This is a genomic window from Oceanirhabdus seepicola, from assembly GCF_023684385.1.
In the GTDB taxonomy this organism is placed as follows: Bacteria; Bacillota; Clostridia; order Clostridiales; family Clostridiaceae; genus Oceanirhabdus; species Oceanirhabdus seepicola.
This window is the reverse complement of record NZ_JAGSOJ010000002.1, coordinates 14,158-29,354: the sequence shown is the minus strand read 5'-3', so window position 1 is coordinate 29,354 and position 15,197 is coordinate 14,158. Positions and strand designations below refer to the sequence as shown.

General features: G+C 32.2%; 17 protein-coding genes and 1 tRNA gene. 1 reads left to right on the top strand and 17 read right to left on the bottom strand.

The features are described 5' to 3' along the window. Positions 1 to 63 precede the first annotated feature (63 nt). From nusG to KDK92_RS07685, 15 genes are all read right to left on the bottom strand, one after another. Positions 64 to 588 (bottom strand): transcription termination/antitermination protein NusG, encoded by a 525-nt coding sequence (nusG, locus tag KDK92_RS07755; protein ID WP_250858660.1) that lies wholly within the window; start codon positions 586 to 588, stop codon positions 64 to 66. A 35-nt stretch (positions 589 to 623) separates the two neighbouring features. Then, on the bottom strand, positions 624 to 854 hold the full coding sequence (gene secE, locus KDK92_RS07750; protein ID WP_250858659.1) for a preprotein translocase subunit SecE: 231 nt from the start codon (positions 852 to 854) through the stop codon (positions 624 to 626). Between the two features lie 29 nt (positions 855 to 883). After that, on the bottom strand, positions 884 to 1,033 hold the full coding sequence (gene rpmG / locus KDK92_RS07745) for a 50S ribosomal protein L33 (protein ID WP_250858658.1): 150 nt from the start codon (positions 1,031 to 1,033) through the stop codon (positions 884 to 886). Positions 1,034 to 1,236: 203 nt separating this feature from the next. Then, complete coding sequence (tuf, locus tag KDK92_RS07740; protein ID WP_250858657.1) at positions 1,237 to 2,418, bottom strand: elongation factor Tu; 1,182 nt, start codon at positions 2,416 to 2,418, stop codon at positions 1,237 to 1,239. 75 nt (positions 2,419 to 2,493) lie between these two features. Then, positions 2,494 to 2,569: transfer RNA gene (locus KDK92_RS07735), tRNA-Thr, on the bottom strand. Between the two features lie 98 nt (positions 2,570 to 2,667). Further along, entirely contained in the window at positions 2,668 to 3,300 is a 633-nt protein-coding gene (gene sigH, locus KDK92_RS07730; RefSeq protein ID WP_250859901.1) for an RNA polymerase sporulation sigma factor SigH, read from the bottom strand. Between the two features lie 105 nt (positions 3,301 to 3,405). Beyond that, the gene (locus tag KDK92_RS07725) at positions 3,406 to 3,915 is read right to left on the bottom strand and encodes an NYN domain-containing protein (RefSeq protein WP_250858656.1); all 510 of its coding nucleotides are present in this window, start codon (positions 3,913 to 3,915) and stop codon (positions 3,406 to 3,408) included. Next, on the bottom strand, positions 3,912 to 4,766 hold the full coding sequence (rlmB, locus tag KDK92_RS07720) for a 23S rRNA (guanosine(2251)-2'-O)-methyltransferase RlmB (RefSeq protein ID WP_250858655.1): 855 nt from the start codon (positions 4,764 to 4,766) through the stop codon (positions 3,912 to 3,914). Before rlmB ends, KDK92_RS07725 begins: the two co-directional genes overlap by 4 nt. 14 nt (positions 4,767 to 4,780) lie before the next feature. Next, a complete protein-coding gene (gene thyX / locus KDK92_RS07715; protein ID WP_250859900.1) occupies positions 4,781 to 5,509 on the bottom strand; it encodes an FAD-dependent thymidylate synthase in 729 nt (242 codons plus the stop codon). A gap of 5 nt (positions 5,510 to 5,514) precedes the next feature. Next, entirely contained in the window at positions 5,515 to 5,928 is a 414-nt protein-coding gene (locus tag KDK92_RS07710; protein WP_250858654.1) for a Mini-ribonuclease 3, read from the bottom strand. Between the two features lie 201 nt (positions 5,929 to 6,129). Then, entirely contained in the window at positions 6,130 to 7,527 is a 1,398-nt protein-coding gene (cysS, locus tag KDK92_RS07705; RefSeq protein WP_250858653.1) for a cysteine--tRNA ligase, read from the bottom strand. A gap of 33 nt (positions 7,528 to 7,560) precedes the next feature. Further along, positions 7,561 to 9,276 carry a proline--tRNA ligase gene (locus KDK92_RS07700; protein ID WP_250858652.1) on the bottom strand — a complete coding sequence of 572 codons (1,716 nt, stop codon included), beginning with the start codon at positions 9,274 to 9,276 and terminating at the stop codon, positions 7,561 to 7,563. A gap of 265 nt (positions 9,277 to 9,541) precedes the next feature. Continuing rightward, positions 9,542 to 10,234 carry a 2-C-methyl-D-erythritol 4-phosphate cytidylyltransferase gene (gene ispD / locus KDK92_RS07695; RefSeq protein ID WP_250858651.1) on the bottom strand — a complete coding sequence of 231 codons (693 nt, stop codon included), beginning with the start codon at positions 10,232 to 10,234 and terminating at the stop codon, positions 9,542 to 9,544. Between the two features lies 1 nt (position 10,235). Then, entirely contained in the window at positions 10,236 to 11,348 is a 1,113-nt protein-coding gene (locus KDK92_RS07690) for a PIN/TRAM domain-containing protein (RefSeq protein ID WP_250858650.1), read from the bottom strand. Positions 11,349 to 11,434: 86 nt separating this feature from the next. After that, positions 11,435 to 11,932, bottom strand: coding sequence for a CarD family transcriptional regulator (locus KDK92_RS07685; RefSeq protein ID WP_250858649.1), 498 nt, complete (start codon positions 11,930 to 11,932; stop codon positions 11,435 to 11,437). Between the two features lie 147 nt (positions 11,933 to 12,079). Here KDK92_RS07685 and KDK92_RS07680 point away from each other — a divergent pair, with 147 nt between their 5' ends. Next, positions 12,080 to 12,502 (top strand): DUF1573 domain-containing protein, encoded by a 423-nt coding sequence (locus tag KDK92_RS07680; RefSeq protein ID WP_250858648.1) that lies wholly within the window; start codon positions 12,080 to 12,082, stop codon positions 12,500 to 12,502. A 175-nt stretch (positions 12,503 to 12,677) separates the two neighbouring features. Here the strand turns inward: KDK92_RS07680 and disA are convergent, their stop codons facing one another. Continuing rightward, on the bottom strand, positions 12,678 to 13,742 hold the full coding sequence (gene disA / locus KDK92_RS07675) for a DNA integrity scanning diadenylate cyclase DisA (RefSeq protein ID WP_250858647.1): 1,065 nt from the start codon (positions 13,740 to 13,742) through the stop codon (positions 12,678 to 12,680). A gap of 15 nt (positions 13,743 to 13,757) precedes the next feature. Next, positions 13,758 to 15,119 (bottom strand): DNA repair protein RadA, encoded by a 1,362-nt coding sequence (gene radA, locus KDK92_RS07670; protein ID WP_250858646.1) that lies wholly within the window; start codon positions 15,117 to 15,119, stop codon positions 13,758 to 13,760. Positions 15,120 to 15,197 lie beyond the last annotated feature (78 nt).

Below are 15,197 nucleotides of genomic sequence, written 5' to 3'. Positions count from 1 at the left end.
TTTGTGGTAAATGCGGATTTTTAATCCTCCCACTTAGCAAAGGATTTCCCTTGCATAAGTACATTAATCTAAATGTTTTATTTGATTGAAATCAAGTTCAACAGGTGTTTCCCTGCCAAACATGTCGACTAATCCTTTTATTTTTTGTTTTTCAAGGTTAATTTCTTGTACTAATGCAACAAAGTTTTCTAACGGACCCGTTACTATTCTTACACTGTCACCAACCTCAAAATCAACCTCAACAATTTTTTCTTTAATTCCCATAATCTTAACTTCTTCGTCAGTAAGAGGAACCGGCTTAGATCCTGGACCTACAAATCCTGTAACTCCGCGAGTATTTCTAACTACATACCACGACTCATCAGTCATGATCATTTTTACCATGACATACCCAGGGAAAACCTTTTTTTGAGTTACTTTTTTCTTACCATCTTTAATTTCAACTTGTTCCTCCATAGGAACAACGATGTCAAAAAACAACTCATGAAGATTTCTATTCTCTATTGTCTTTTCGATATTAGCTTTAACTTTGTTTTCATATCCCGAGTACGTATGCGCTACATACCACTTTGCATTGTTTTCATTCATAATTTCCAAGGACTACCGCCCTACCTCCTTTTACGTTATTGACCAAAAATCACACCAAACATCTTCATGAATACACTGTCACAAAGAGAAATTAATAAAACATAAAAAGTACAGCATAAAGCAACTGCCCCTAGTGCTTTTTTAACATCTTTCTTTGGAGCCCATGTAATTCTCTTGAATTCCGCTTTAGTGTTCTTAAAAAAAGCCAAACTTCCTTTGTTAGCTGTCTTGTTTTCGTTTTTTTTCACTTTCCCATTTACAGCCATTCTATTCACATCCCCATATATAATTATACCTACTTAGTTTCTCTGTGTAGTGTATGTTGCTTGCAGAATTTACAATATTTCTTCATTTCAATTCTCTCAGGGTTGTTCTTCTTATTCTTCATAGTATCATAGTTTCTTTGCTTACATTCCGTACATGCTAAAGTAGCTTTAATTCTCACTTTAAACACACCTCCTAGTTTAAACCCAATTATTGGTATACTCGTATCTCTTTTTTATTTACTAACCTAATTTATCACAAAGTTATACACCATGTCAACTAGACATTTTTATACACTTTAGTATATTTTGCTTTTTAATACTTTCAAAAGGACTAGGTATTACCCCAGTCCAAATTTATCTTAATCAATTATAAACTTAGATATTACTCTACGATGCTAGTAACAACACCAGAACCTACTGTTCTTCCACCTTCTCTGATTGCGAATCTTAATCCCTCTTCCATAGCGATTGGAGTGATTAACTCAACGTTCATGTCAATGTGGTCTCCTGGCATTACCATTTCCATTCCTTCTGGAAGGTTAGCTGTACCAGTTACATCTGTAGTTCTGAAGTAGAACTGTGGTCTATATCCATTGAAGAATGGAGTATGTCTTCCACCCTCTTCTTTTTTAAGTATATATACTTGACCTACAAACTTCATGTGTGGGCTTACTGTACCAGGCTTACATAATACTTGCCCTCTTTGTACTTCTGCTCTTTGAACACCTCTTAATAATGCTCCTATGTTGTCTCCAGCCATTGCAGAGTCAAGAATCTTTCTGAACATCTCTACTCCTGTACATACAGACTTCATTTTCTCTTCTTTAATACCAACGATTTCTAATTCGTCTCCTGTATTAAGAACTCCTCTTTCAACTCTTCCAGTAACAACTGTACCTCTTCCAGTGATTGTGAATACGTCCTCGATAGGCATTAAGAATGTCTTATCTGTATCTCTCTCTGGAGTTGGAATCCACTCATCTACTGCAGCCATAAGTTCGAAGATACATGCATCTTCACCTTTTTCGATTGCCATTAATGATGATCCACTAACTACTGGACATTCGTCTCCGTCAAATCCATATTCGCTTAATAATTCTCTTACTTCCATTTCTACTAACTCTAATAACTCTTCGTCATCTACTTGGTCAGCTTTGTTTAAGAATACTACGATATGTTCAACACCTACTCTTGATGCAAGAAGGATATGTTCTCTTGTTTGTGGCATTGGACCATCTGCAGCAGATACTACTAAGATAGCTCCATCCATTTGAGCTGCTCCTGTAATCATGTTCTTAACATAGTCAGCGTGTCCTGGACAGTCTACGTGTGCGTAGTGTCTGTTCTCAGTCTCGTACTCAACGTGTGCAGTGTTGATTGTGATTCCTCTTTCTTTTTCTTCTGGAGCTTTATCTATTTGATCATAGTTCATTACTTCTGCTCCACCAGCTTTTGCTAATGTCATTGTGATAGCTGCTGTAGTTGTAGTCTTACCGTGGTCAACGTGACCAATTGTTCCTATATTTACGTGCGGCTTACTTCTTTCAAACTTTGCTTTAGCCATTTTTTATTCCTCCTTCAAATTGTATATATATATTTCTATTCATCTTTCTCCAACTCATAGTCCAGTTAACCATACTGGAGCCCACGACCGGACTTGAACCGGCGACCTCCACCTTACCAAGGTGACGCTCTACCGTCTGAGCCACATGGGCATTTAGAACTCAACTATGGGTTTAAGAGAAAGCGAATAAATAATACCTCAAACTAATTATTAATTTTACTATAAATCATAGATTTGTCAATAAGGATTTTATCTTTTGTCTAGACATTTTTCAAGCTTTCTTTTAACTCTCTGAAGAGCATTATCTATTGACTTGGAATGTCTATCTAAATCACATGCAATTTCTTGATATGATTTTCCGTCAAGATACGCCATAAGGACTTCCATTTCTAGGTCAGATAATACCTCACCTATTTCATGTTCAATATGACTAACTTCCTCAGCACTTATAACCAACTCTTCTGGATCAGTTACTTTAACACCTGATAAAATATCTAAAAGTGTTCTATCTGATTCTTCATCATATATTGGTTTATTAAGAGAAACATAGGTGTTAAGTGGTATATGCTTTTGTCTAGTAGCTGTTTTAATGGCTGTTATTATCTGTCTTGTTATACACAACTCCGCAAAGGCTTTAAAAGACGAAAGTTTATCTGGCTTAAAATCTCTGATAGCTTTATATAAACCTATCATTCCTTCTTGGTAAATATCTTCTTTATCAGCACCAATCAAAAAATAAGATTTAGCCTTAGATTTAACAAAACTTTGATATTTTTGAATTAAATATTCTTCTACTTTTTTGTCCCCTTCTTTTGCCTTAAATACTAATTCTTCATCAAGTATATTTTTATACTGTTGAAAATAGTATTCTCGAAGAGCCATTTGATTATTTGCAGACCCCTTATCCAAAGCTTAACCCCTCTCTTTAATTCAACATAATTCTCTAACTTAGATTATACAATATTTTTTTTTCAATCGTCAAGAAAATCAATCACTTCTTCTTATTTTTTCAAGTTTTTCAAATACATTCTCATCCATAAACTCTGATAATAAATTCCTTTCTTTTGAAGCTACCTTTATAGTCTTATTTTTAATACCTGACATTCCTTTAACTACATCAGTATAAAACTCGAAACAACTTTTCCTTACAGCGCCCCTCTGGAACACAACCTGCTGCTCTAAATTATCATCTGTAACAACAGTCACATTAACTCTCCTACCTAAATTATTTACACTTTTTTCAATATAACTATCAGCTGTTTCCCCTTCTTTTGTGAAAATCACAATTAATTCACCATATTTATCTTTTTTTTGTATGCTTCCTCTAACTTTATGAGCATCAAATACAATTATGATTTTACTACCAATAAAAGCACCATAATTTTGCAAAATCTCTATTAATTTTTGTCTTGCAGCTTCATAACTGACTTTTTTCTCATTTACAAGTTCTGGCCAATTATTTATTAAATTATAACCATCAACATATATTATTTTCACTTTTTACCACTGTTAAGTTTTTGTCTCAACACTTCATACATCAATATTCCACCTGCCACAGATGCATTGAGAGAATTAATTTTTCCCACCATAGGAATTTTAACCAAAACATCACACTTCTTTAATGTTAATCTTGAAATTCCTCTTCCCTCACTTCCAATAACTAAAGCAATCGATCCATCCATATTTGTTTCATGGCAATACGCCTCACCATTTATGTCCGCTCCATAAATCCATATTCCCTTTTCTTTAAGATCATCAATAGTAGCATTTATATTTGTTACTTTAGCTATCTTCATATGTTCTACTGCTCCAACTGAAGTTCTATGTACAGTAGGTGTAACAGCAACATTCCTTCTTTTTGGTATAATTATGCCATGTACTCCAACAATCTCAGCAGTCCTTATTATTGATCCAAAATTATGAGGATCTTCAATTTCATCTAGAATAATGATAAAAGGTTTTTCACCTTTTTCAGCTGCATAATTTAATATTTCTTCTACTGACGAGTATTCATAAGAATTGACAATAGCTATTACTCCTTGATGGTTTCCTGTTTCACTTATAGAGTTTAGCTTTTGTTTGTCCACCTCTTTTATTACAATCTTTTTTTCTTTAGCTAGAGCATATATAATATTCAAAGAATGTCCTACACTAGAGCTATTTATAAGTATATTTTCTATTGTTCTATCTTTTTTTAATGCTTCAACTACAGCATTACGACCTTCAATTATATTTCCCAAATCTTCTTTTACACTAGAATCCTGTTTTTTCTTGTAATTTTTTTTTCTCTTAAAGTCCGCTTTTTTGTTTGAATCTTCTTTTTTGTTAAATTCTTCTATGTTCTTCATATTTGCCACCTTCTTTAAAGATATCTTTTTCTCATTTCATCTATCTTACCACAACTCATTCGTCCTTCTGGACAAGAAGTTTTTACACAACTTGGTCCTGCATATTTAAAAATGGATGGAGCTACACCTTTTACTAATTGAAGCATATTATCTGCCATTAATCTTATTTCCCACTGAGCTCTTTGACAGCATCTATGCCTGAAAAAGTTCATTAATGTTCTTGCATTCATAGTGAACACAATCTTTGTTTCACATGCATTAGGAAACACATATCTAGCATCCTCAATAGCCTTCTTCTCACTATTTCTTTCATCTAACCCTTGTTCCATATATTTTTGCTTTAACCCATCAGCCAAATAACTATATGATTCATTAATATTATTCATTGCTTCTTTATAACTCTTTAATAGCTTTTCATCACCTTCTATAGATGGTGGTACTATATATTCAAACCCTTCTAATTTAACATACCTTTGACTTTGCTGGGAATAAGAAGCTATCCTATGCCTCACTAATTGGTGCGTTAAACTTCTTGATACCCCTTCCACAGCAAATGTAAATGATACATGCTCAATTGGTGATTCATGGCCATATGATTGAAGCATTTCAACAAATTTTTCCACTTTGTCCTGAGTAAGATTTTTTTCAATCTCTTCAACACCACCTCTGCTATAACATAATTTAGCAGCTGATGCTATCAGTTTTTCCGCATCTGGTGTATAAGCAATTAATTTCACGTTCATACCCATTATATTTCCCCCTCAAAAACATATTTCATTAACTCACCAATTCTTTCATTTTTACCAACAAGATACAAATACCCTATAAGCGCCTCAAACCCTGTTGCAACTCTATACTCTGTTATATTAGCACTTTTAGGAGCTGAAATACTTTTACAATTCCTTCCCCTCTTATATACACCCATCTCATCATCATTTAACTTATCTTCAATCTTCTTCATAAGTTTACACTGAGACGTAGCTTTTACATAATCTATAACTTTCTTATGGGCATCTTTTACTTTCATATTCTTATTTATTTTTATAATATGGCTTCTTACTATTATTTCAAAAACACCATCGCCGATAAAAGCCAATGTTAACGAATTCATTTGTTTTGCTTCTACTTCTTTAAAGTTATCTCCTAAAAATTCAAAGTTCATACAAAAATCCTCTCAAAGTTTTTTATATTAAAATTTATCATATACTTTTAAAATATATAATTATCTATATATAGTATAAAACATATTCATTCATTAAAAAACACCATTACTCAATATTCATTTAATTTTAATACCTTAATTCTTTTTTTGCAACAAAAAAGAACGCCAACTGAAAATCAGCGTTCCTTTTGTAAATATTTTTTAAATTTTCTTCCATCTGATACCTTCTGGAGTATCTTCTAGTACAATTCCTCTTTCTTTTAAATCATCTCTTATCTTATCTGCTAATGCCCAATTCTTATCTTTTCTAGCCTTTTGTCTCTCTTGTATAAGCTCTTCTATCTCATCTTCCAAAGAACCCTTTGTAGTATTTTGAAGTATGCCCAAACATTTCCCTAATTCTCTCAATAAATTCAGTGTACTTTGTATAAGAGCTTTAGATGAATTAACATTTATATTTATATTTATATCCTTTACTAAATCAAAAAGCACAGAAATAGCGTCTGCTGTATTGAAATCGTCATCCATCTTTTCAATGTATTTACCTTTATGTTCCTCAAGAATTTTAATAAATTTTTCATCTTCTTCATTCAATAATTCTCTTTCAACTTTATCAAATAGGTTCTCTAAATGATTAACTGCATTATACAATCTATCCATGGAAGCCTGCGCACTCTCTAGCAAGTCAACACTAAAATTAAGTTGATTTCTATAATGTGCTTGAAGCATAAAATATCTTATAACCTCAGCATCATATTTTTCCAAAGCTTCTCTTGCAGTTATAAAATTATTAAGCGACTTAGACATTTTCTTATTATCAACATTTAAATACGCTGAATGCATCCAATAATTAACGAACTTTGATCCAGTTTTCGATTCACTTTGTGCAATTTCATTTTCATGGTGTGGGAACGCTAAATCCATTCCACCGCCATGTATATCAATAGTATCTCCTAAGATATCTTGTGCCATACATGAACATTCTATATGCCACCCTGGTCTTCCTAGTCCCCATGGTGATTCCCATGCTGGCTCATCTGGTTTAGCAGCTTTCCAAATAGCAAAATCCATAGGATCTTTTTTTCTTTCATCAACTTTAATTCTAGCTCCTGCTTGCAAATCTTCTAGATTCTGACCAGATAATTTCCCATAATCCTGGAAACTCTTTGTACTAAAATACACATCACCATCAACCTCATAAGCAAATTCCTTATCAACTAAGTCTTTAACAAATTCCACGATTTTGCCCATGTACTCGGTTGCTCTTGGATTAACTGATGCCCTATCAACCTTCAAAGCATCTGCATCCTTATAATATTCATTGATATATCTATCTCCAAGCTCTTTAACAGTTGTACCTTCTTCATTGGCTTTTCTTATCATTTTATCATCAATATCAGTAAAGTTCTGTACAAATTTAACCTCATAACCTCTATATTCTAAGTATTTTCTTATTGTGTCAAATACTATAAAAGTCCTAGCATTACCTATGTGGAAAAAATTATATACAGTTGGTCCACATACATACATCTTTACTTTGTTAGGTTCAATAGTTATAAATCTTTCTTTTTTCTTTGTTATGCTGTTATAAATTTTCATGATTTTACCTCCTTTTCATATAGTAATTATTATTTATTTAATAAACATATTAGCTTTTTTATATTCATCTCTAATCTTATCATACACATCTTCTACAGAAACCAATTCTTTTTCTGGCTGATTTCTTAATTTAAATTCTATCATACCATCTGTAATATTCTTTCCAACAGTTATTCTCATTGGAATTCCAATTAATTCTGAATCTTTGAATTTAACTCCTGCACGCTCATTTCTATCATCAAGAAGGACTTCTACTCCCATTTCTTTCAACTTATTATAAATTTCTTCTGCTGCATTCATATGCTCTTCTTTTTTAACGTTTACTGGTACAACTACAGCTTCATATGGAGCTAATGCAAGAGGCCATTTTATTCCATCTTCATCATGATGCTGTTCAATTATTGCAGCCATAGTTCTTCCGATTCCAATTCCATAACATCCCATTAAAATTGGCTTCTCTTTACCATCTTTATCGATATAGTTAGCTCCCATTGACTCAGAATATTTAGTTCCAAGTTTGAAAATATGACCTACTTCTACCCCTCTTGCGATTTCAATTTCTTCACCACATTTTGGGCATTGTTCTCCATTTTCAATTTTTCTGAAATCACCCACTACACCTTCAAAATCTCTTCCATAATTCGCATTAGCAATGTGATATCCTGTTTTATTAGCACCAGTAATAAAATTACTTAACTCCACAATCTCCAAGTCTACTAATACCACATCTGTCTTTATTCCTATTGGACCCGCAAATCCTACTTCTGCTCCTGTAACTTCTTTTATTATGTGTAAAGGTGCTAATTCAAAATCAACTGCTCCACCTATGGCATTTTTAATTTTCACCTCATTAGCTTCTCTATCACCTCTTATTACCACTGCCACACTTTTACCATCAGCATAGTAAATAAGTGTCTTACCAAATTTTTTTGCAGAAGTATTAAAGAACTTTTCAAGATCACCGATGGTCTTTACCTCTGGAGTCTCTATTTCTTCTAAATCTTTCATTTCTTCTTTATCTAAAATCTCAGCGACTGTTGGAGCTTTCTCAACATTTGCAGCATAACCACAACTTTTACAGAATACAACTTCATCTTCTCCTACTTCTGATTTAACCATAAACTCAGCTGAACCAGAACCACCCATAGCACCTGAATCCGCCTCAACAGGACTACAGTCTAATGAGCATCTTTCAAATATGTTCTGATATGCTTGGTACATATCATTGTATGATTCATTCAATCCATCTTCATCAACATCAAATGAGTATGCATCTTTCATTATAAATTCTTTACATCTCATAAGTCCAAATCTTGGCCTTCTTTCGTCTCTGTACTTAGTTTGAATTTGGAATAAATTCATTGGTAGTTGTTTATATGATTTAATTTCAGATCTTACAAGGTCAGTAAACACCTCTTCGTGAGTAGGCCCTAAACAAAACTCCCTCTCGTTCCTATCATTCAATCTAAACATTTCACTCCCCATTTTATCCCATCTTTCAGATTCTTTCCATAATTCAGATGGTAAAAGAGCTGAACAGAGAATTTCCTGTCCACCAAAATTTGATATCTCTTCTCTAACAATATCCTCTATTTTTTTGATAGTTCTTAACCCAAATGGCATATAATTATATATTCCAGATGAAAGTTTTCTTATCATACCGGCTCTTAACATCAACTTATGGCTAGGTATTTCTGCTTCAGCAGGAACCTCTCTCAAAGTTGGTATAATCATTCTTGACATTCTCATAAAATAATACCTCCCATATTCCTTTTTATAAATAAATAAAACTCACCCTAGTATATTAGGGCGAGTTGATTCGCGGTACCACCTAAATTGGTTCTTAATTTAAATAACGGATAATCCGATAGGGTTTACCTATAGTTCAAAAGCGGGTTCAAGATAGTTGAAAATCTCTCAGCATAAATTTTCTCTCTGTATGTTATCTTTACTATTCTTCATCATTACCTATATCATTATTAAATTTTCAGTAAGTTTATTATACAATATTTATTTATTTTGTAAATAGATTTTCATAAATTTGTTTAGCCATAATCATGTCTTTAGGGGTAGTTATCTTAATATTATTATAGCTTCCTTCATACAGATAAACTTTATGCCCAAAGTATTCAACAACAGATGTATCGTCTGTTACCTCAATTCCTTCTCTATTTACTTTTTCATGACATTCTCTTATCAAGTCATACTTAAAACATTGTGGTGTTTGAACTGCAATCAAATCACTACGCCTAGGTGTATGCTTTGAAAATCTTTCTCCATCCACTACCTTTATAGTATCTACTGGCATAACACCACAAGCACAACAATTGAATTTTAACGTATACTCAATTCCTTCATCAATGATTCTATTATTAATAAATGGTCTTGCACCATCATGTATTAAAACCATATCTACATCATCCATAACCTTAAGACCATTGAGTACCGAATCTTTTCTTTCATTGCCCCCTACTACAAGTTTTTTTACTTTTTTAAAACCATATTTATCAATTATACAGCTTTTAATAGTCTCTTCTTCATCTGGAGAACAAACTACCACTATAAAATCAATTTTATTATTTTTTTCAAATACATCTAACGAATAATATAATATCGGTTTCTCATCAATCTCTAAAAACTGCTTATTTATACCAGCTTTCATTCTACTTCCTTTACCAGCAGCAAGGACAATTACTCCGACACTCATACTATTCACCTTTACCTTCAATAGTTTCTTTCTTCCTAGCAAATATCATTCTACCTGCAGCAGTTTGAAGTACCGATGTTACAACTACTTTTAATATATGACCTACTTGTTTCTTCCCACCATCAACAACAATCATAGTTCCATCATCCAAATACGCAATACCTTGCCCTGGCTCCTTACCGTCTTTAATAATCTGAATTTGCATCTCTTCCCCTGGTAATACTACCGGTTTAACAGCATTAGCTAACTCATTTATGTTCAGCACTTTAACTCCTTGAAGTTTCGCAACTTTGTTCAAATTAAAATCATTAGTTAAAACAACACCCTTTAACACTTGCGCTAATTTCAACAATTTGCTGTCAACTTCAGCTATGTCAGGAAAATCTTTGTCAGTCAATTCTACAGGGACGTCAAGCTCCTTTTGGATTTTGTTTAGTATATCCAAACCTCTTCTACCTCTGTTTCTTTTCAAATCATCTGCCGAATCTGCAATATGTCTCAATTCCTCTAAAACAAAGTGTGGAATAATTAAGCTTCCCTCAATAAAACCCGTCTGACAAATATCTAGGATCCTACCATCAATTATTACTGATGTATCCAACACCTTTGGAGCTCCATGAACTTTAAGTTTCTTCTCCTTAGAAAAGGATGCACTATTTTTCTTTATTGATTCTAAAAAACTCATAATCTCATCACGTTTTCTTCTAAGAATATCTGCTCCTAGAACAGCCATAACAATGTTTGCAATAACCATAAACGAGGTCCAAAGTATATGTTCAATCTTAATCACACTAAAAAATAATGTGGTTATTAATAATCCAATTATGGCTCCAGTCGTTCCAAAAAGAACATCAGATATAGGTATTTTTTGAAAAGACTTCTCAATATATTCAATAAATCGTATTATTGCTGATGTGATTATAGGCGAAACTATGAAAAAAATGATTCCAATGATTAAGCTAAAAAAAGTCATAAAAGCAAACTCGTAAATAAGATTATCTTTAAAGTTATTTATAAATGAAAAGCTCTCGTATTTAATGAGATTCATTCCAATCATATACCCTAGTATTAATCCTGAAACAACAATGATTGATCTAAGTATCTTTTTTAGCATTCGTTCACCTCCTTATAATTTCTTATATTACTTATAAATTACTATATATCATAAGTATTTTTTTTTCAATAAATCGATTAATTATTTTATAGATTATTCATTTCTTTAAGTATATTTTCGTTTCTTAGCTTTTCTAAGACTTCACTATATTTTAAGTTCATTACCATAGAAAGTTCACTTACTACTAACCCTTCTGCTCTTTCAAGGATTTTTTCCTCTCCTTGTGGTAACATTAGATTCATTTTTAAAAAATATAAATCCCTAAGGGCATAACATATTGCGTTTATATTTAATCCATGTAACTTTTCTCTATTTTTCCTATATCTAGCATTCCAATTTTTTTCAATATTTTCTGGTTCCGAAAATATTATCTCAATATTTTTTTTCATATCTTCTTTTGAAGATATTTTTCTGTATTTACAGGTGCTCAATTTATTCTTAGGTAAAAAAATGCTCATCTTATCAAATATAAGAAAAATTTTAATATATTCTTCCTTCTGAGAGATGTTATTAATGAGTCCTACTTCTTTAACAACTCCTGCACCATAATTTGCCAAAAAAATTTTATCACCAATTTTTAACACAGATAACCCCCTATTAATATTTTCTTTCATGCTTTATTATATTTACATAAGCATTATTTGGTACAATCTTTGTTGACAAATTATTTATTTAGTTACTATAATTTACTTAAGGACTTAATTATTACAGTCTATAAGGGAGTTGTGTCTATGAAAGATATTATTTTTGACGAATTTCAAAATTCAATTAATCAATGTTTATTGAGACACAGAAGCATAATTGATATTTCTTCAAAGCTTCTTGAATCACAAGCACGAGTGAACCGAGCTCTTGCTAAAGCAGTAACAGATTGCGGTTGCATATGCATCGATGCTTCATGCGAAAATAAACTTGAACTCACAGTTACTAATAATGATTGTGATGATGAGGATCTTAAAATACTGAACAAATGCCTAAAAACACATTTGAAAGGTGAATTATGCGGTAATTGTAGAGACGTTTTAAATACAGAATTAGGAAATAACCTCTTTTACATAGCCTCATTATGCAACCTTTTAGATTTAAACATGTACGATATTTTAATAAAAGAAAATGATAATTTAAAAACTTTAGGAAAATATAGTCTTAAGTAAGTTACTAGTAATTTGTATTATGCATATGAAAAAAATCAAAAATACGAGCTTAACTAGTTTATTTTTTCAATGCGCCTTATATCTTAGAAAGTATATTATAAAACCCAAATAACTTTAGTATAATTAAATTCACAATAATCTAAAGTTATTTGGATTTTACTTTCTCAGTATTAAACTACATCTGTCTATCCAAAATAAATTGTTCCCTAAGTCTTCTTAATCTATTATTTATAGTTTTTGCTCTTGCTTCTCCAATCCCCTCAACACTCTCTAATTCTTCATGTGTTGCCTCAACAATGCTCTTGAGTTCATAAAATCTATCCACAAGATTATCAACCACACTTGAAGGAATTCTAGGAATTTTTGCTAACATTCTGTATCCCCTAGGTGATATAATTGTATCAACTAAAGGCACCCCTCCATATCCTAATATTTTTGATACTCTATCAAGATCAATCAACTCATCATAATCAATATTTTGCAACTTTTCGTAAACCTTTTGGTGCTCCAATTCTCCTTGGCAATAATCTCTAATTAAAAATACTTCCTCTTCTTCAATATCTTCAATAAGTTCATGAAGTTGCATTGAAATAAGACGACCTTCATTGCCTAATTCATAAATATATCTTTCAACTTCTTCTACAATTCTCATTACCATTTCCGCTCGCTGTATTGCTGTCATAATATCAAATAATGTTACTAAATCTTGAAATTCCAAGACATTAAGATTGTTTATAATATTTTGCTGTACAGAAACATATTTTTCTAATGTTTGAATAGCTTGATTAGCTTTAGCCAAAATTTTACTACTATCTTTAAGTACATATTTCATATCACCTTTATAAATACTTATGATATTTCTTCTCTGTGATATGGCAACAACAATACTATTCGTTTGTTTAGCTACTCTATTTGCCGTTCTATGTCTTGTTCCTGTTTCATATGTGCTAATAGTTTGTTCAGGCATCAACTGTGCATTAGCCCACCTTATTCTTTCGAAATCCGAACTAAGAACTAGTGCTCCATCCATTTTTGCAAGTTCATATACATATGCAGGTGAATACTCCGCATCAATTTTAAACCCACCATCTATGATCTTTAATTCTTCTTCTTCATCACCAATCAATATCAATCCACCAGTTTTAGCTCTCAAAATATTCTCTAATCCCTCTCTTAATTCTGTACCTGGAGCAATTATTTTTAGTATTTTTATGAGCTCTTCATCTTTTTTTATTCTCAATATCCTCACCTTACTTTAAAATACTTTAGTCAAACATTCCCTCAAATTTGAAACGCCTATTATATTTATATCATTAATTTTGATTTTTTCCAAATTTTTCTTCGGAATAATTATATTTTCAAACCCTAATTTTTTAGCTTCATTTACAATTTTTTCGCAATGTGTAACTGGTCTTACCTCTCCAGTCAACCCTATTTCTCCTACCATTATAGCTTTTTCAAGCTTGACCGGCTTATTTTTATGGCTTGAAATCATAGAAATTGCCAAACCTAAATCTCCATATGTGCCATCTAAGTTTAAACCACCAACTACATTTACATATACATCTCTATCATAAAATGGTATTCGGAATTTTTTTTCTAAAACTGCTAAAACAAGATTAAGTCTAGATTTATCAACTCCAACAGCTGTTCTTCTTGGCATAGGAACATTACTTTGACTTACAAGTGATTGCATTTCTACAAGAACGGGTCTTGTTCCCTCAACTATTCCAACTACCACAGAACCTTCATGAGCATACTCTGAATCTTGTAAAAATACTTTTGAAGGATTTTCAACTTCTATAAGTCCTTCACCACGCATTTCAAAGACTCCAATTTCACTTGTTGTTCCAAATCTATTCTTTATGGTTCTTAAAATACGAAATTCTTGTGTTCTCTCTCCCTCAAAATGCAGTACAGTATCTACCATATGTTCCAGCACTCTTGGTCCCGCTAACTCACCTTGTTTAGTCACATGGGCCACAATAAAGAATGGTATTTGCTTTCCTTTAGCCAACCTCATCAAGTCATTAGAACATTCTCTCACTTGTGAAACACTTCCTGGAGCTGAGGATATATTACTCTTATACAAGGTTTGAACTGAATCTATTATCACAAAACTTGGTTCAACATTTGTAATATGTACTTCTATTGTATCTATATTAGTTTCTGATACAACATAAAGATTATCTTTATTAGCTTTTAATCTATCTCCTCTCATTTTTATCTGTTGTTCTGATTCTTCTCCCGAAACATAAAGAACCTTACCATACTTATCGGCTATATTGCTAGCCGTTTGAAGTAGTAATGTAGATTTTCCTATGCCAGGATCACCTGAAATCAGAGTTAGAGATCCTTTAACTAATCCTCCACCAAGCACTCTGTTTAATTCATTGATATTGGTGTCTAGGCGTTCTTTTTCACCTGATTTAATATTTGTTATTTTTTCTGGTTTACTGCTACCTGTTGTAGTTACTGATCTTGCATGCTTTATATCTTTAGTTTTAACTTCTTCAATAAAACTATTCCAATTACCGCAATCAGGACATTTACCCATCCATTTTGCAGTTTCATATCCACACTCTTGACAAACAAATCTACTTTTAATTTTGGCCATAATAACTCTCCATTTCTGACTTTCTAGTGCTGCATGGCATAATATATGACTATTTAATTACATTGTGTAGCACTCGAT